This is a genomic window from Paracoccus sp. pheM1 (genome assembly GCF_018499825.1).
GTDB classification, from domain to species: domain Bacteria; phylum Pseudomonadota; class Alphaproteobacteria; order Rhodobacterales; family Rhodobacteraceae; genus Paracoccus; species Paracoccus versutus.
This window is the reverse complement of record NZ_JAGXCX010000001.1, coordinates 2,153,428-2,170,125: the sequence shown is the minus strand read 5'-3', so window position 1 is coordinate 2,170,125 and position 16,698 is coordinate 2,153,428. Positions and strand designations below refer to the sequence as shown.

The following is a 16,698-nucleotide window of genomic DNA, read 5'->3' as shown; positions in this document are numbered from 1 at the left end:
CTAGCTGGGAAAGGGCGGAGGGGGTGCCGCAGCCTGCGGCAGGGCGCGCGCAAGCGCCCGCTCCCGTCAAAGTCGGGCGGTGACGGACAGGCTTTCGCCGTAGAACCGGCCGGGCAGGCGGGCGCGGTCGTGAATGTCGAAATAGACGAATCCTCGCATAGGGGCATTAATAGGGCGATTTCACATCATATTCAATATCGCCACACGGCCCTGTTAATTCCAAGTTGGGAAATGGTCCCTATCTTGGCGCCGAAAGACACGGGAAAGGGGACCGATCATGCTGATTCGCATCATCCTGCGGGCGATCCCGCTGATCTGCGTGGCCGTTTTCGCGCTGGCGGTGCATTGGGCGGACACGCCGCTGAAGCAGGCGCGGGCGGCGGCGGGTGCCGAAAGCCTGCACCTGGCCTGGGGCGCGGGGCAGGTCAGATGCGCCGATCCCTGGGGAAATCTGCCGGTTTCGGCCTGCCCGCCGGCGGATGCGTCCAGAAATCCGCTGCGCCTGCATTGAGCGGGCGCGATTCCGTGCTACATTGGTAAGGCCCCGGCGCCGGGGGAGATCGGCGTGATGACCGGAGGATGAACCCTGTCCAATACCGTCTCGCCGGCCGCTGCGCCGGCTGCGACCACCGCGGAATCCGGGCTGACGAGCGATCAGCTACTGGACCGCATTCTTGCCTCTCTTGACGACGACAAGGCCGAGGATGTCGTGACCATCGACCTGCGCGGCCGCTCGGCCATGGCCGATCACATGGTGATCGCCTCGGGCCGGAACGCGCGGCAGGTGGCCTCGATCGCCGAGAAGCTGGTCGAGCGCCTGAAGGAACAGACCGGCCGCTCGGCCCGGATCGAGGGCAAGGAGACCGGCGATTGGGTGCTGATCGACACCGACGACGTGATCGTCCATGTCTTCCGCCCCGAGGTCCGCGAGTTCTATCAGCTGGAAAAGATGTGGATGCCCGCCGACGCCCTGCGTTCGGCCACGCTTGAGCGGCTGCGCGCCGAACACGCCGCCATCGAGGCCGGCAAGCACCAGATCTGATCCATGCGCATGGTCATTGCCGCGGTCGGGCGGCTGCGGCAGGGCCCCGAGGCGAAGCTGATCGCCGATTACCTGGACCGTCACGCCAAGGCGGGCCGCGGTCTGGGCCTGCCCCCCGTCACCCTGGCCGAGGTCGACGACCGTCGCGGCGGCGGCATGGCGGCCGAGGCGGCGCTGCTGGCCAGGGCCATTCCCGACGGTGCTGCCCTGGTGGTGCTGGACGAGCGCGGCCAGATGCTGAGTTCCCCCGAATTTGCCGCCCGCATCGCCGGCTGGCGCGACCAGGCGCGCGACATCGCCTTCGTGATCGGCGGCGCCGATGGCATCGATCCCAGCCTGCGCGACCGGGCCGATCTGGCGATCAGCTTCGGCCGCATGGTCTGGCCGCATATGCTGGTCCGCGTCATGCTGGCCGAGCAGATCTATCGCGCCACCACCATCCTGGCCGGCAGCCCCTATCACCGCGAATGACAAGCCGTTCAGATTGCTAGGATTTTAAGAAAACACCCGGCAAAGAGCGGGTGAAATCCGCCGGGAAACGGCTATGATGGGCATATCCAGATCAGTATCTTCGGGTGTGTCATGATTCCAACCGTTCACCAGATCCAAAGCCGGGCCGGTCCCGCCGCCACGCAGGCGGCGCGAGAGGTCGAAATCGTCGGTCCCACCCTTGCCCGCGCCCAGCCCGAGGTGCCCGCGGTCGAGGAATCCGGCGGCGTGGGGCAGGACATGCAGCTTGGCCGCCAGGGCATCGACCATTCGCGGCAGGCCGCATCGGCCCAGGCTGCGCAGGGCGGCGGCTCGGCCGCATCCGCGGCCGAGGATGCCGACGGGCCGCAGGATCGCGCGGTGTTTCGGGCCAAGGTGATCCGCTTCCTGACCGCGATCTATGGCGATGATGAATCCTTCCAGCGTGCGCTGAAGCTGGGCACCATCGTGATTCGCGCCGTCGAGGATCAGCCGGAACCCGAGATGCGGCCGGAGCTGTCGCATGCGACCTATCGCCACGGCGCGGCCCAGGCGCAGGCGGCGACGGAACGCCGGGGCGGCGGCCCGCCGCCGAATGTCGCGGCGGGTGATTTCGTGGCCTGGTGGCCGAAATAGCCCTGGCGGAAAGGCCGGGTTCGCCTGCCCGAGTCCTGGCCGAGGGGCGGCCGGCGCGCTTGCCGACCGGGCTGCGCTCGGCCTGCGGGCCGGCCTGCTCCAGCACCGGCCCGAGGCGAGGTCGTCGTAAAGCACGACGTCCGCCGGGCCAGCCGCCGCTCGGCGCGCAGGGTCAGGAGTTCGGGGTCGCCCGGACCCGAGGGAGACGAAGCTGACAAGGCCGATCTGTTCACGCTGCCCCGGCTGTCGGACATGCTGGCGTCGTGATGCCTGCCCCGGTGCGATGCGATCCGCGGCGACGCTCCGGCGAGTTGGGTCCGTAGCGCGTGGCGGCGCCGGGGCGGGAAAGGCTGCCGAAGGAAAAAAGCGCCTGAGCGGGAAGGCCCGAATGAAAAGCGGTTGAGCGGGAAAGGTGCCCTACGAAAGATCCGCAGTCATTGTTGTGGCCCTCGGACGAAAGGCCCTCGAAGGATATAAAGGCCCCGAAGGATGGTGCCCTGCACCGGTAAGGGCGCCTGAATGGAAAGGGCCCGTGACCGGAAAGGTTCGTGACCGAAATGGGCCGAGGCTGTGTGGAAACTTAGTCGAGCATGGTCGGGCACGGAACAATGTTCGCCTGCTGGCATTGCGGAGAGACTTTGTTCTAGCGCGCATCGCCGATGGTCCGAACCAAACGCGCCCATCGCGCCCCCGTCGCCGGCGACAGCTTCAGGCGCGCCGCTGCCGCTCGTCCGCTCAGACCCTCCTCGATGTAGCGTTGAAACCGAACACGAAGCGCCGATGGCAATGGTGCTGACATGATCCATCCTCCCAAAGGAAGGGAAACACGAAAAACCGCCAGCAGGAATCCCCCGATTCAAGTTTCGGGCGCACCGCTTTAAAGCCGGCCGCCGTGAATGTATTTCTAAGGAAACTGTTCTTCGTAAATTTTCGGAATTGGAGTTTTCACACAGCCTCGGCCGCGACCCCCAAAGGCCTGTGATCGAAGTAAAGGCCGCCGGGACGGAAAGGCGGCCTGAACGGAAAGCGGCCTGAAAGGGCATCCGACCGAAGAAGGGGCCGGCGGAAGAAGGGGCCGACGGAACGAAGCAGCTAGCGGAACGAAGAAGCTAGCGGAACGAAGAAGCCAGCGAAACGAAGCAACCAGCGGAACGCGACCGCGCATGATCGGCCGCATGACCGGCCATTCAGCGCCCAAAGCTGCGCGAAGCCGGGTGCCCAGGATCTGGCCCCGGCCGGCGCCTGCCCCGTTTCAGGGGCAGGGCACGACCCAGTTGTCGATGATCTCGACCGCCTCGTCGGCGCTTTCGACGAAGCTGATCAGCTCCAGGTCTTCGGGGCTGATGGTGCCGGCCTCGGCCAGCGCCTGCCAGTTGATGACCTTGTGCCAGAATTCCGGCCCGAACAGGATGAAGGGCACCCGCCTCATGCGGCCGGTCTGGATCAGGGTCAGCGCCTCGAACATCTCGTCCATGGTGCCGAAGCCGCCCGGAAACACCGTGACCGCCTTGGCCCGCATCAGGAAATGCATCTTGCGGATGGCGAAATAGTGGAAGTTGAAGCACAGGTCCGGGGTCACATAGGCATTCGGCGTCTGTTCGTGCGGCAGCACGATGGACAGCCCGATCGAGGCGCCGCCGGCCTCGTGCGCGCCCAGGTTGCCCGCCTCCATCACCCCCGGCCCGCCGCCGGTGCAGATCACGTTCTCGGCGCCATAGCTTTTCAGGCTGCGCTCGGTCATCAGCCGGGCAAAGCGCCGCGCCTCGTCATAGTAATGCGACAGCGCCGCCAGGACCGGCGTGCGCGCGCCCTCGCGCCGCTCGGGCGAGGGGATGCGGGCGCCGCCGAACATCACCACGGTCGAGCGGATGCCGCGCGCATCCATGATCATCTGCGGCTTCAGCAACTCAAGCTGCAGCCGCACCGGGCGCAGCTCTTCGCGCAGCAGGAATTCGGTGTCGGTGAAGGCCAGCCGATAGGCCGGCGCGCGGGTCTGGGCCGTGTCGGGCGTGGTCTGCGCCACCGCCACGTCCTGATGGCTGTCGCGGAACGGGTGGCTGCGCTCGTCAAGTTCTGTCATCCAATCCTCTGGCCGAAACCGCCGCATTGCGCGGCCGCACCCCTCGGCTTATAGCCCTTGGGCAAGAGTTTCCACCGTTGAGAGGCCAGACCATGTCGAATGACGCCCTTGAAGCCGCCATCGAATCCGCCTGGGAGATCCGCGACCAGATCACCCCCGCCACCAGGGGCGAGGTCCGCGATGCCGTCGAGGCCACGCTGGAGGCGCTGGACAAGGGCGAGCTGCGCGTCGCCGAAAAGCGCGGCAGCGACTGGCACGTCAACCAATGGGCGAAAAAGGCCGTGCTGCTGGGCTTTCGCCTGAAGGACATGGAGGTCCAGACGGGCGGGCCGCAGGGCGGCACCTGGTGGGACAAGGTGGACAGCAAGTTCGCCCATTGGGGCGAGGCGCAATGGAAGGTCGCCGGTTTCCGCGCGGTGCCGAACTGCGTCGTACGCCGCTCGGCCTATATCGCCAAGGGCGTGGTGCTGATGCCCAGCTTCGTCAACCTGGGCGCCTATGTCGACGAGGGCACGATGGTCGATACCTGGGCCACCGTCGGCTCCTGCGCGCAGATCGGCAAGAACGTGCACCTGTCGGGCGGCGTCGGCATCGGCGGCGTGCTGGAGCCGATGCAGGCCGGCCCCACCATCATCGAGGACAATTGCTTCATCGGCGCGCGGTCCGAGGTGGTCGAGGGCTGCATCGTGCGCGAGGGCTCGGTCCTCGGCATGGGCGTCTTCATCGGCAAGTCCACCAAGATCGTCGACCGCGAGACCGGCGAGGTGATGTATGGCGAGGTTCCGGCGGGTTCGGTGGTCGTCGCCGGCTCGATGCCGTCGAAGAACGGCGTGAACCTCTATTGCGCGGTGATCGTCAAGCGGGTCGATGCGCAGACCCGCTCCAAGACCTCGATCAACGAGCTTCTGCGCGACTGAACCGTTGCGCCCCTGCACCGGGCTCGCCCTTGCGTGAGCCCGGCGTGAAACCCAAGCGCCGCCGCTGCGTTCAACCCGCACGAATGTCCTGAAAGCGGAGTTTCACATGCAGGGTTTGGGTTGGCTGGCCGCGATCATCGTCGGCGGTCTTGCGGGCTGGATCGCCAGCAGCATCATGAAGGCGGATACGGGGATCATCCTCAACGTCATCCTGGGCATCGTCGGCGCCATCGTCGGCAATGCGCTTCTGGGTCTGGTCGGGCTGAACGCCCAGGCCGGCAGTTGGCTGGCGCAGGGGGTCGCCGGGCTGATCGGGGCGGTGATCCTGATCTGGCTCTATCGCGCGGTGGCCGGATAGCGGAACCGGGCGGGGGTCTTCCCGCCCCTTCCCGTCAGGCGGTGAAATCCGCCGCCTTCGCGCCGGTGAGACGGAGCAGGTCGGCCGGCGCGATGGCAAAGACATGGCGCGGCGTGCCCGCCGCCGCCCAGACCAGGTCGAAATCCAGCAGGCGCGGGTCCAGCCAGGCCTCGATCTGCCGCAGATGCCCGACCGGGGCCACGCCGCCGATGGCAAAGCCGGTCTCGGCCCGGATCAGTTCGGCATCGGCCTTGCCCAGCCTTTGCCCGGCCACCTCGGTCGCCTTGGCCGGATCGACGCGATTGCCGCCCGCAGTCAGGAACAGCACGACATGGCCGCTTTCCTCGCCGCGGAAGATGATCGACTTGGCGATCTGGTCCAGCGCGCAGCCGACCGCCGCCGCCGCGCCCGCGGCGGTGCGGGCGCTGTCGTCGGTCTCGTGGATCCGGGCGGCAAGGCCCGCCGCCTCCAGCGCCGATCGCACCCGTCGCAAGCTCTTGCTCATTGTCACCTCCGTCCGTTTCGGGCGATATGACGGCAAATCGCGACGAAGGAAAAGCCATGCAACAGGTCTATACGCTTCTGGTCCAGGTCGGCCGCGCCACCGACGACGGCCTGCCGCAGGGCGCCACCGGCGCGGCGCTGGTCTGCTACGCCGCCGGCACGACCGAGGACGAGGCGGTGCGCGAGACCGTCGCCATCCTGAAGCAGGCCGGCCTTGCGCCGCTGGAAGTCACCGGCCACGGCAGCATCGACGAACGCCTGGCCGAGGGCCACGAAATCCCCGACGAAGAGCGCGCCCTGATGGACCGCGCGCTGGCCGAGAACGCGGTGATCGTGGCGCAGATGGAGCCGCTCTGGGACGAGCAGGGCTGATCCGCCCCTATCCAGCCGCGCCGGCCTGGGCTAGACTGGCTGCGAGCAGAGCAGGCAGAACAAGAACACGGAACGGACAGGCAGAATGACCAGACGCATCTCGCGCATCGCGACCATGGCCATCCTGATCGGCACGCTGGCCGGCTGCGGCGTGTCGCTGAACCAGGGACCGGGCGCCGCCGGCGGCCATTTCGGCGGGCTGCCCACGGCCGGGGGGCAGGGCTCCGAGGCCGGTTTCCAGAACTGGGTGCAAAGCTTCCGCCCGCGCGCGCTGGCCTCGGGCGTCTCGCCCGCGACCTTCGACCGGGCCATGGCCGGGGCGCATTACCAGCCCAGCATCGTCGCGCTGGACCGCAAGCAGAGCGAATTCACCAAGCCGATCTGGGAATACCTCGACGGCGCCATCGGCACGCGCGGCGCGACCGGCCGGTCCAAGGCCGCGCAATATGCAAGCACGCTTTCGGCCATCGAGGCGCGCTACGGCGTCCCGCGCGAGATCGTGCTGGCCGTCTGGGGCATGGAATCCAACTTCGGCGCCAACCGCGGCAATACGCAGATCGTCCCGGCGCTGGCGACGCTGGCCTATGACGGAAGGCGCGGCGAATTCTTCGCCGGCGAGCTGGTGGCGGCCTTGCGCATCATCCAGTCGGGCGACGTGGACAGCGCCCATATGGTCGGCAGCTGGGCCGGCGCCATGGGGCATACGCAGTTCATGCCCTCGTCCTTCCTCGGCCATGCCGTGGACTTCAACGGCGACGGCCGCCGCGACATCTGGTCGGACGACCCGACCGACGCGCTGGCCTCGACCGCCAGCTACCTGCGCCAGAACGGCTGGCGCCCCGGCCAGCCCTGGGGGACCGAGGTGATCCTGCCGCCGGGCTTCGACTTCAACCAAGCCGGAAAATCGGTGCAGCATTCGGGCAGCCAATGGGCGGCGATGGGCGTGCGCACGATCGGCGGGGCGCCGGTGCCCTCGGGTTCGATCCTGGCGCCGGCCGGGTCGCGGGGCCCGGCCTTCCTGATCACCGAGAACTTCCGTGCCATCCTGAAATACAACGCCTCGGACAGCTACGCCCTCGGCGTGGCCTATCTGGGCGAGGCGATCGCCGGCCGCCGCGGCATCCAGGGCAGCTGGCCGCGCGGCGACCGCACGCTGTCGAACAGCGAAAAGGCCGAGATCCAGCGCCTGCTGATGGCCCGCGGCTTCGACACCGGCGGCGTGGACGGCAAGCTCGGCAGCCAGTCGGCCGAGGCGATCAGGGCCTTCCAGCGCTCGCGCGGCGTGACGCCCGACGGCTATGCCGACACCCGCCTGCTGGCCATGCTGCGCAGCTAAGGCAAAAGGGCGGCCCCGAAAGCCGCCCTTGCGCATTTCTCCGTTGCCCAAATACCCATGCCGCCCGCGCCACCCGGCGCGGCGCGGGCCGTTCAGGCCAGGATCTCGCGGAAATCGCCCAGAACCTGGGCATAGACATCGCGCTTGAAGGGCACGATGCCGTCGATCAGATCGGCCGCCCGCATCCATTGCCAGCGCTCGAACTCGGGATGGTCGGTGGCGATCCGCACCGCCTCATCCTCGCCCAGGAAGCGCATGGCGAACCATTTCTGCTTCTGCCCGCCATAGCGGCCCTTCCAGACCTTGCCCAGCAGCTCGGGCGGCAGGTCATAAGTCACCCATCCCGGCGTTTCCATCAGCACGTCGACCAGGTCGGTGGTGACGCCGGTCTCCTCGACCAGCTCGCGCAGCGCCGCCTGGCGCGGGGTCTCGCCCTGGTCGATGCCGCCCTGCGGCATCTGCCAGGCCGGGCCGGGGTTGTCGATGCGCTGCCCGGCAAAGACCAGCCCGGCCGGGTTGATCAGCACCACCCCCGCGCAGGGGCGATAGGGCAGGCCCGAGGGGCCCAGCAGGTCCGCGCTCATTCCGCCTGCGCCCCCTGGGCCGCATCCTCGCCGGTGACGGCGGGCTTCGCGGCATCGGGCACGGCCTGGGCGTGATAGTCCACCGCCGCCAGGCCCTTGAGGATGTCCACCGCATAGGCCAGCTGGTAATCCTCCTCGCGCAGCTTGGCGGTGGCCTCGACCTGCTTGGCCTCTTCCTCGATCTGCTTGCGCTCTTCGTCGCTGATCGAATCGTTGTTCAGCGCGCCGCGCAGGTCGGCTTCCGAGTTCAGGAATTTCGAATCGGTCCGCGGCTGGCCGGCCTCTTCCTCGTCCTGGGGCTTGGGCGCGGGCTGTTCGACGATGATGTCGGGCTGGATGCCCAGCGACTGGATCGACCGGCCCGAGGGCGTGTAGTAGCGCGCCGTGGTCAGCCGGATGGCGCTGTCCGAGGTCACCGGCATCACCGTCTGCACCGAGCCCTTGCCGAAGCTCTTGGTGCCCACGACGATGGCGCGGCGATGGTCCTGCAGCGCGCCGGTGACGATCTCCGAGGCCGAGGCGGACCCGCCGTTGATCAGCGTCACCATGGGCTTGCCCTGCGCCAGGTCGCCGGGCTTGGCGTTCCAGCGCTCGCTTTCCTCGGGCTTGCGGCCGCGGGTCGAGACGATCTCGCCCTTGTCGAGGAAGGCGTCCGAGACCTCGATGGCCTGGTTCAGCAGCCCGCCCGGATTGTTGCGCAGGTCCAGCACGAAGCCCGTCACCTTGTCGATGCCGCCGGCCTCCTTGATCGCCTTGTCCATCTCGGTCTTCAGGGTCGAGAAGGTCTCGTCGTTGAAGGTGGTGACGCGCAGCACCACGGCATGGCCCTCGATGCGGGTCTTGACCACGGTCAGCTTGATCGTGTCGCGGGTGATGGTCAGGTCGAAGGGCTCCTTCTCGCCCTCGCGCAGGATGGTGATCTTGATCTCGGACCCGACGGGGCCGCGCATCTTCTCGACCGCCTCGTCCAGGTTCATGCCCATCAGCGATTCGCCGTTCACATGGGTGATGTAGTCGCCGGCCTTGACCCCGGCCTCGGCCGCCGGCGTGTCGTCGATGGGCGAGATCACCTTGACCAGCCCGTCCTCCTGCCCGACCTCGATCCCCAGCCCGCCGAAGCTGCCGCGGGTCTGGGTCTGCATGTCGTCGTAATCCTTGGCCGACAGGAACGAGCTGTGCGGGTCGAGCGAGGTCAGCATGCCGTTGATCGCCGCCTCGATCAGCTTCTTGTCGTCCACCTGCTCGACGTAATCGGCGCGCACCCGTTCGAACACGTTGCCGAACAGGTCCAGCTGCTCATAGACCGAGGCGTTCCTGCCCGATTCCTGCGCGACCAGCGGGCCGGCGAATTGGGTGGCGACGGTGATGCCCGCAAGCGTCCCGATCGCCCCTGCCAGAAGATAATGTTTCATTCAGCTCCGTCCTGCCCGGTTGCGTTGCGGCTTGTCCCGTCCGCGGCCTCTCCGACAATGGGATTCATCACGAACCACTCTGCCGGGTCCAGTGTTTCCTTGCCCTTGCGAAGTTCAACATACAGTGTCTCGCTCTGTCCAGCACCGCCCCCGGCCGCGGCATCGGCGACGAATTCGGCGCCGAACTCCTGCGCGGGCGGCTCTTGCCCGCCCATCAGCCCCACCGGCTCTCCTGCCGTCAGGACGTCGCCCGTCTCGCCGAAGACCTGCGCCAGACCGGCGAATATCATCAGATACCCCCGCGCGGGCTCAACGATCATCACATTGCCGTAATCAAGCAGCGGACCGCGATAGCGGATTGTCGCAGGCCAGGGCAACGTGACCAGCGCGGCGGGCGCGGTGGCGATGACCATGCCCGGCCGGCGCACCCCCGCGGCATCGGGCTCGTCATAGCGGCGCAGCACCCGGCCCAGGGCCGGCAGCGGCAGGCTGCCCTGCGCGCCTTCGAAATCGGCCATGGGCGCGCCCACGTCCTGCTCCATCCCGGCGATGCCCGAGGCGAAGGCGTCCAGCGTATCGGCCGATTCCACCAGCGCGGTCAGTTCCCTGGGATCCTCGCCGAAGCGCACCGGCAGGCTGGAGCGGTCCGTCACCGCCGAGGCCAGAAGCCGCCGCGCCTCCTGCACCTGCCCAAGCCCCTGCGCCAGCGTGTTCGCGGCGTTCAGCTGGATGGCGCGCACGGCGCGGATCTCCTCCAGCTTCTGCTGCATGTCGCGGGCCTCGGCCTCCAGCCCCGGCGCGACCGAGGACAGGATCATCCCCGCGCGGGCCGAGGATTCCGGCCCCGAGGGATGCAGCAGCAGCACGGTCTCGGGCGATTTCTGCATCGAGGTCATCACCCCCAGCACCCGGCCCAGCCGCTCGCGGCGGGCGTCGAACTCGGCCCGGATCTCCTGCTCGCGGATGCCGGCGCGGCGCAAACCCTCGCGCAGCGCGGCCATGCCCTGCTCATAGGCGCGGATCATCCGGGTCAGCGAGGCGACCTGGTCGTCCTCGGTCAGCGCCTCGTCCAGCTGGCCCACGGCGGCGCGCAGCATGTCGGCGGCCTCGGCCGCCTCCTGCGCGGCCAGGTCCAGGGGCGAATCGTCCTGCGCGGGCGTCGCCGGCTGCGCCGGGGCCATCGAGCCGATGGCAAGGGCCACCAGCACCGGCAAGAACAGCCTGGCTCTCATGCCCGCCCGATCAGCGAGGTGCCGGTCATCTCGGGCGGCAGGTCCAGGCCCATCAGGTCCAGCACCGTCGGCGCCACGTCGGCCAGCCGGCCGTTCCGCAGGCTCGCGCCCTCGGGCCCGCCGAAGACGATCACCGGAACCGGGTTGGTGGTGTGGGCGGTATGCGGGCCGCCGGTCTCGGGGTCGATGGTGGTTTCGCAATTGCCGTGGTCGGCGATGACCACCGCGGCGCCGCCGGCCTTTTCCAGCGCCGCCAGCATCATGCCCAGCCCCTTGTCCACCGCCTCGCAGGCGCGGATGGCGGCGGGCAGGCTGCCGGTATGCCCCACCATGTCCGGGTTGGCATAGTTCACCACGATCAGGTCGTAGCCCGCCTCGATGGTCTCGACCAGTTTTGCGCTGACCTCGGGCGCGGCCATCTCGGGCGCCAGGTCATAGGTCGCGACCTTGGGGCTGGCCGGCATGAAACGGTCCTCGCCCGGCTCGGGGGTTTCCTTGCCGCCGTTCAGGAAGAAGGTGACATGGGGATATTTCTCGGTCTCGGCCAGGCGGAACTGACGCAGACCCTTGGCCGCGACCCAGGCGCCCAGGGTGTTGACCACCTGCCGCTTGGGATAGGCGGCCTGCATGTATTCGTCATGGCTGGCCGAGTAATCGACCATGCCCAGAAGCGCCGCCCATTGCGGCCGCCTGCCGGTGTCGAAGGCGGCGAAATCCGGCTGGCCGATGGCGGCCAGGATCTCGCGCGCGCGGTCGGCGCGGAAATTGAGGCAGAAGAAGCCGTCGCCATCCCGCGCGCCGGCATAGCCCTCGATCACCGTGGGCTGGATGAACTCGTCCGTCTCGTCGCGGGCATAGGCATCGGCCACGGCCTGGGCCGCATCCGGCGCGGGCAGCCCCTCGCCGCGCACCATGGCGCCGTAGGCGCGTGCGACGCGCTCCCAGCGGTTGTCGCGGTCCATGGCGTAATAGCGGCCGATGACGGTGCCGATGCGGGCGGCCTCGGGCAGGGCGCGCTGAAGCTCGGTAACGAAGCCCGCGGCCGATGTCGGTGCCACGTCGCGGCCGTCGGTGACGGCATGGACCACCACCGGCACGCCCTTGTCGGCCACGGCGCGGGCGGCGGCGATGACGTGCTGGAGATGGCCATGCACGCCGCCGTCCGAGACGACGCCCATCAGATGCGCCGTGCCGCCGCTGGCCTTGAGCTTGCGGATGAACTCACCCAGCGCGGCATTCTCGTAGAAGCTGCCGTCCTCGATCGCCAGGTCGATCTGGCCCAGGTCCATGGCGACGACGCGGCCGGCGCCGATATTGGTATGCCCGACCTCGGAATTGCCCATCTGCCCCTTGGGCAGGCCGACGTCCGGGCCGAAGGTCACCAGCGTCCCATGCGGGCAGTTGCGCATCAACCGGTCGAAATTCGGCGTCCTGGCCTGGTCGGGCGCGCTCTGTTCGGGGCGCGAGGAAATGCCCCAGCCATCGAGGATGCAAAGGACGACGGGTTTCGGACAGCTCATGCGTCACCTCTTTCGCGGGTCGCGATGCTTCTACGACTGCGGGGCGCGCGGGGCAAGGTCGCCGCGGATCTTGCCGGATTCGTGAAGCGCCCCGCCTTTCGGTGCTGTTGCATGGGTATTTATGCAACGAAGAAGCCCGCAGCCGGCCCAAGACTTCTTCGTTGTTCAAATACCCATGCGGCCGGGCCGCAGGCGCAAGACATGGCGTCTTAGGCGCGGGCCTCGGCCGCGATCTGGGCGGCGGATTTGCGGCCGCGCTCGGTCGCGGATTTCAGCTGGCCGCAGGCGGCCATGATGTCCTCGCCGCGCGGGGTGCGGATGGGCGAGGCATAGCCGGCCTTGTGGACGATGTCGGCGAAGGCCTCGATCCGCTCCCAGCTGGAGCGGCGATAGGGCGAGCCGGGCCATTCGTTGAACGGGATCAGGTTCACCTTGGCCGGGATGCCGCGGATCAGCCGGACCAGCCGGCGCGCATCCTCGTCGCTGTCGTTCACCCCGTCCAGCATCACATATTCGAAGGTGATGCGTTCCGAGTTCGACAGCCGCGGATAGTCGCGCAGCGCGTTGAGCAGCGTCTCGATGTTCCACTTCTTGTTCACGGGCACCAGCCTGTCGCGGGTCTCGTCGGTGGTGGCGTGGAAGCTGACGGCCAGAAGGCAGCCGATCTCTTCGGCGGTCTTGGCGATTTCGGGGACGATGCCGCTGGTCGACAGCGTGATGCGGCGGCGCGACAGGCTGATGCCCTCGCCATCCATCACCACCTTCATCGCGTCGCGGACATTGTCGAAGTTGTACAGCGGCTCGCCCATGCCCATCAGCACCACGTTCGAGACCAGCCGCGTCTCGTCCTTGGGCGCGCCGGGCTTCGGCCATTCGCCCAGGTCGTCGCGGGCGACCAGCACCTGGCCCACGATCTCGCCCGCGGTCAGGTTGCGCACCAGCTTCTGCGTGCCGGTATGGCAGAAGGAACAGGTCAGCGTGCAGCCCACCTGGCTGGAGATGCAAAGCGTGCCGCGGTTTTCCTCGGGGATGTAGACGGTCTCGACCTCGTGCCCGCCATTGATGCGCAACAGGTATTTGCGGGTGCCGTCGGCGCTGATCTGGCGGGTGACGATCTCGGGCAGCGCGATCTCGAATCTCTCGGCCAGCAGGGCGCGGTAGTCCTTGGCCAGGTTGGTCATCTGCGCGAAGTCGCGCACGCCCCAGTGATAGATCCATTGCCAGATCTGGCCCACGCGCATCTTGGCCTGCCGTTCCGGGGTGCCGGCCTCGATCAGCGCCTCGTGCAGCTGCGCGCGGGTCAGGCCGACGAGGTTGCGGCGCGCCGTCTCGGGCAGCTTGCGCGGGATGGTCAGCAGATCCTGGGTGATCGGGGCGGCGGGCGTGACTGGCGACGGGGCGTTCATGGCTGGCGGGTCCGGGCGGCGAAAGGGGCAATGGGCCTATATAGGGCAAGGCGGCCCAAAAGAAAACAGGGGCTCGCGCCCCTGTCCGCCGCGGTTCCCGCAGCTGTAGCTTATTTGCAGGCGGCCTGGGCCTTGTTCGTCGCGGCGGTAATGCCCGACAGGCTGAAGGTGTCCTTGGTCACGGTGCCCCGCGCCGAGCGCCCGGTCACCACCGCGGTCGAGCCCGCACGCAGCGCCGAGACCAGCTTGGCGTCGTCGGCCGGCGAGCCGGTCCATGCGCTTTCGCCCTCGGTGAACAGCTTGAAGACATTGCCGCCGATATTCACCTCGACCGCCGAATCGGGCGCGAAGGGATAGCCGCCCGAGAACGAGACCTCGCCCGACTGGCCGGGGCGATAGGCGACGTAAAGCCGGATGTCGCCGCGCGTCACTTCCTTGGGCTTGCCGCTGGAATCCAGGTTCTGGGTGGATTTCGGGGCCGACACTGCCCAGCATTCCTTGGGGCTGGTCGCCGAGAAGACGGTCCAGTCGCCCTCGGTCCCGATCACATTCGTCGAGTCCTGGGCCAGGACCGGCGAAGACGCGGCGATCGCAATTGCGGCGGCTGCCGCTGCGGCGCGCGGCGCGAATTTCAACATGCTCTGGCCTCCTGCCATGGTCCGGTTCGATCCGGCTTGTTGCCGATGATGGTGGTGTTTTCAACCATCTGGCGGCAAGATAATGCGAAAAGGAAGGCGTGAAAAACCCCCGTTTGCGGAAAATCGCGCGATTGTCAGAGGAAAAACAGCCATGACCGCAGCCAGACTCATCGAATTGTGGCGGGGCGGGATGCGCGAAAGCACCCATCTGGGCCATGTGGTGATCGCGGATGCGAACGGCATCGTCGAGGCCTGGGGCAATCCGGGGGCGGTGATCTATCCGCGCTCGTCCTGCAAGATGATCCAGGCGCTGCCGCTGGTCGAAAGCGGCGCGGCCGACCAGGCGGGGCTGGGTAGCGAGCATCTGGCGCTGGCCTGCGCCAGCCACAGCGGCGGGCGCATCCATACCGAGCGGGTCGCGGCCTGGCTGTCGGGCCTGGGCCTCGATGACAGCGACCTGCGCTGCGGCGCGCATCTGCCGGCCGACCCGGCCGAGCGCAAGCGGCTGGTCTGCTCGGACGAGAGCCCCTGCCAGGTCCACAACAACTGCTCTGGCAAGCATGCCGGCTTCCTGACGCTCAAGCGGCACATGAACGCGGGGCCGGAATATGTCGAGATCGACCACCCCGTGCAGCGCGCCGTGCGCCGCGCCTTCGAGGAGGTGACGGGCGAGGTCGCCACCGGCTGGGGCATCGACGGTTGCTCGGCGCCGAATTTCGCCTGCACGGTCGAGGGGCTGGCCCATGCCATGGCCGGATTTGCGCAACCGGCGGCCGGCAAGCGCGGCCAGGCGCAGCGGCGCCTGGTCGAGGCGATGCTGGCCCATCCCGAACTGGTCGCCGGCGAGGGGCGGGCCTGCACCGAACTGATGCGCGCCATGAACGGCCGTGCCGCGGTCAAGACCGGGGCCGAGGCGGTCTTCGTCGGCATCGTCCCCGAACGCGGGCTGGGGGTCGCGCTGAAGATCGCGGATGGCGGCACCCGCGGCGCCGAGGCCGCGATCACCGCGCTGATGGTGCATCTGGGCCTGTTGGAGGAAGCCCACCCGGTGGTGCAGAAATACCTGACCGCGCCCTTGCGCAACTGGCGCGGGTTGGCGACGGGCGAATTGCGCCGGGCGGAAGGGTTCCCGAGCTGATCCGGGCGCGGCTCTGGCGCGCTGTCTTCCCGAGCTGATCGGGGGCTTTGCCCCCGCGCGTTCCGCGCTCCCCCAGGATATTTCGACACGGAAGAAGCCAGGCGCCGGGCATTGCCTTTTTCCGAGGCCTTTTTCCGGGTTTCTTCCGTGGGCAAATATCCTGCGGGGGAAGCCCGTCGGGCTTGCCCGGCGGGCGTGGGGGCGCAAAGCCCCCATCCTTCAAAGAAGCTGCCAGATCAGCCGCAGCGCCAGCAGGGTCGAGGTCGCGACCAGCAGCGGCTTGATGACCCGCGCGCCGATCCGCATCGCCAGCCTTGCGCCCAGCAGGGCGCCGGCGATCTGCGCCACGGCCATGACGGCGCCGACCAGCCAGAGCGGCTTTCCTACCGCCGCAAAGGCGACCAGCCCGCCCAGGTTCGAGGCGAAGTTCAGCAGTTTCGTATGCGCCGTCGCCTTGAGGATGCCGTAGCCCGCCAGCATGACGAAGCCCAGCATGAAGAACGATCCCGTGCCTGGCCCGACCAGCCCGTCATAGAAGGCGACGAGGGGCACGACCGAGGCGGTGAAGGCGGCTGGGGTGATGCGGCGCATGCGGTCGGTATCGTCCAGTCCCGGCCTGAGGGCGAAGAAGGCGGCGATGCCGATCAGCACCACCGGCAGGCCGTAGCGCAGCGCCTGCGCCGGGATCCAGCTTACCAGCAGTGCGCCGCAGAGCCCCGCCGCGAAGGCGACCGCGGCCGCCCCGCTTTGCCCGCGCAGGTCCACGAGCCCGCTACGGGCATAGGAGATCGCCGCCGTCGCCGCGCCGAAGACACCCTGCACCTTGTTCGTCGCCAGCGCCTGCGCCGGGGGCAGGCCGGCCAGCATCAGGGCGGGGACGGTGATCAGCCCGCCTCCGCCGGCGATGGCATCGACGAAGCCGGCGGCGAAGGCGGCACCGGCCAGCAGCAGCACGAGATCGAGGGAAAGTTCGAACATGCCGCCCCTTTGGGATGCCGCACGGGAAATGTAAAGCCGGCTCGGGTGGTGCGGCGGGATGCGCATTTGGGCATGCG

General features: G+C 68.3%; 18 protein-coding genes. 9 read left to right on the top strand and 9 right to left on the bottom strand.

Features of this window, described 5'->3' with window-relative positions; all coding sequences use genetic code 11:
- The first annotated feature begins 277 nt into the window (after positions 1-277).
- From KF941_RS11060 to KF941_RS11045, 4 genes are all read left to right on the top strand, one after another.
- Entirely contained in the window at positions 278-511 is a 234-nt protein-coding gene (locus tag KF941_RS11060; RefSeq protein WP_036752050.1) for a hypothetical protein, read from the top strand.
- 132 nt (positions 512-643) lie between these two features.
- A complete protein-coding gene (gene rsfS / locus KF941_RS11055; protein ID WP_114535008.1) occupies positions 644-1,042 on the top strand; it encodes a ribosome silencing factor in 399 nt (132 codons plus the stop codon).
- A 3-nt stretch (positions 1,043-1,045) separates the two neighbouring features.
- The gene (rlmH, locus tag KF941_RS11050) at positions 1,046-1,513 is read left to right on the top strand and encodes a 23S rRNA (pseudouridine(1915)-N(3))-methyltransferase RlmH (RefSeq protein ID WP_114535009.1); all 468 of its coding nucleotides are present in this window, start codon (positions 1,046-1,048) and stop codon (positions 1,511-1,513) included.
- 111 nt (positions 1,514-1,624) lie between these two features.
- Positions 1,625-2,146, top strand: coding sequence for a hypothetical protein (locus KF941_RS11045; protein WP_214273337.1), 522 nt, complete (start codon positions 1,625-1,627; stop codon positions 2,144-2,146).
- 1,252 nt (positions 2,147-3,398) lie between these two features.
- Here the strand turns inward: KF941_RS11045 and KF941_RS11040 are convergent.
- Positions 3,399-4,226 (bottom strand): LOG family protein, encoded by an 828-nt coding sequence (locus tag KF941_RS11040; RefSeq protein ID WP_036752041.1) that lies wholly within the window; start codon positions 4,224-4,226, stop codon positions 3,399-3,401.
- A gap of 92 nt (positions 4,227-4,318) precedes the next feature.
- Here KF941_RS11040 and dapD point away from each other — a divergent pair, with 92 nt between their 5' ends.
- Positions 4,319-5,143 (top strand): 2,3,4,5-tetrahydropyridine-2,6-dicarboxylate N-succinyltransferase, encoded by an 825-nt coding sequence (gene dapD / locus KF941_RS11035; RefSeq protein WP_036752038.1) that lies wholly within the window; start codon positions 4,319-4,321, stop codon positions 5,141-5,143.
- Positions 5,144-5,249: 106 nt separating this feature from the next.
- The gene (locus KF941_RS11030; RefSeq protein ID WP_024843035.1) at positions 5,250-5,501 is read left to right on the top strand and encodes a GlsB/YeaQ/YmgE family stress response membrane protein; all 252 of its coding nucleotides are present in this window, start codon (positions 5,250-5,252) and stop codon (positions 5,499-5,501) included.
- Between the two features lie 34 nt (positions 5,502-5,535).
- Here the strand turns inward: KF941_RS11030 and KF941_RS11025 are convergent, their stop codons facing one another.
- Entirely contained in the window at positions 5,536-6,006 is a 471-nt protein-coding gene (locus KF941_RS11025) for a YbaK/EbsC family protein (RefSeq protein WP_036752035.1), read from the bottom strand.
- A 56-nt stretch (positions 6,007-6,062) separates the two neighbouring features.
- Between KF941_RS11025 and KF941_RS11020 the strand changes: the two genes are divergently transcribed.
- Entirely contained in the window at positions 6,063-6,377 is a 315-nt protein-coding gene (locus KF941_RS11020; RefSeq protein ID WP_036752145.1) for a hypothetical protein, read from the top strand.
- 85 nt (positions 6,378-6,462) lie between these two features.
- Positions 6,463-7,713, top strand: a complete 1,251-nt coding sequence (locus KF941_RS11015) for a lytic murein transglycosylase (RefSeq protein WP_214273336.1) — start codon at positions 6,463-6,465, stop codon at positions 7,711-7,713.
- Between the two features lie 92 nt (positions 7,714-7,805).
- On the opposite strand, the gene KF941_RS11010 is transcribed toward KF941_RS11015, so the two are convergent.
- From KF941_RS11010 to KF941_RS10985, 6 genes are all read right to left on the bottom strand, one after another.
- Positions 7,806-8,297 (bottom strand): RNA pyrophosphohydrolase, encoded by a 492-nt coding sequence (locus KF941_RS11010; RefSeq protein ID WP_214273335.1) that lies wholly within the window; start codon positions 8,295-8,297, stop codon positions 7,806-7,808.
- Complete coding sequence (locus KF941_RS11005; RefSeq protein ID WP_072461102.1) at positions 8,294-9,709, bottom strand: S41 family peptidase; 1,416 nt, start codon at positions 9,707-9,709, stop codon at positions 8,294-8,296. The genes KF941_RS11010 and KF941_RS11005 overlap by 4 nt, the downstream gene beginning before the upstream one ends.
- Positions 9,706-10,941, bottom strand: a complete 1,236-nt coding sequence (locus KF941_RS11000; protein ID WP_036752022.1) for a peptidoglycan DD-metalloendopeptidase family protein — start codon at positions 10,939-10,941, stop codon at positions 9,706-9,708. The genes KF941_RS11005 and KF941_RS11000 overlap by 4 nt, the downstream gene beginning before the upstream one ends.
- Positions 10,938-12,461: a 2,3-bisphosphoglycerate-independent phosphoglycerate mutase gene (gpmI, locus tag KF941_RS10995; protein WP_214273334.1), complete on the bottom strand. Its 1,524-nt coding sequence runs from the start codon at positions 12,459-12,461 to the stop codon at positions 10,938-10,940. Before gpmI ends, KF941_RS11000 begins: the two co-directional genes overlap by 4 nt.
- Before the next feature lie 209 nt (positions 12,462-12,670).
- Positions 12,671-13,867 carry a 23S rRNA (adenine(2503)-C(2))-methyltransferase RlmN gene (rlmN, locus tag KF941_RS10990; protein WP_072461099.1) on the bottom strand — a complete coding sequence of 399 codons (1,197 nt, stop codon included), beginning with the start codon at positions 13,865-13,867 and terminating at the stop codon, positions 12,671-12,673.
- 110 nt (positions 13,868-13,977) lie between these two features.
- Entirely contained in the window at positions 13,978-14,505 is a 528-nt protein-coding gene (locus tag KF941_RS10985; protein ID WP_036752013.1) for an invasion associated locus B family protein, read from the bottom strand.
- A gap of 151 nt (positions 14,506-14,656) precedes the next feature.
- On the opposite strand from KF941_RS10985, the gene KF941_RS10980 reads away from it, so the two are divergent.
- Positions 14,657-15,643 (top strand): asparaginase, encoded by a 987-nt coding sequence (locus KF941_RS10980; RefSeq protein ID WP_214273333.1) that lies wholly within the window; start codon positions 14,657-14,659, stop codon positions 15,641-15,643.
- 219 nt (positions 15,644-15,862) lie between these two features.
- On the opposite strand, the gene KF941_RS10975 is transcribed toward KF941_RS10980, so the two are convergent.
- Complete coding sequence (locus KF941_RS10975) at positions 15,863-16,621, bottom strand: TSUP family transporter (RefSeq protein WP_036752007.1); 759 nt, start codon at positions 16,619-16,621, stop codon at positions 15,863-15,865.
- Between the last annotated feature and the right edge of the window lie 77 nt (positions 16,622-16,698).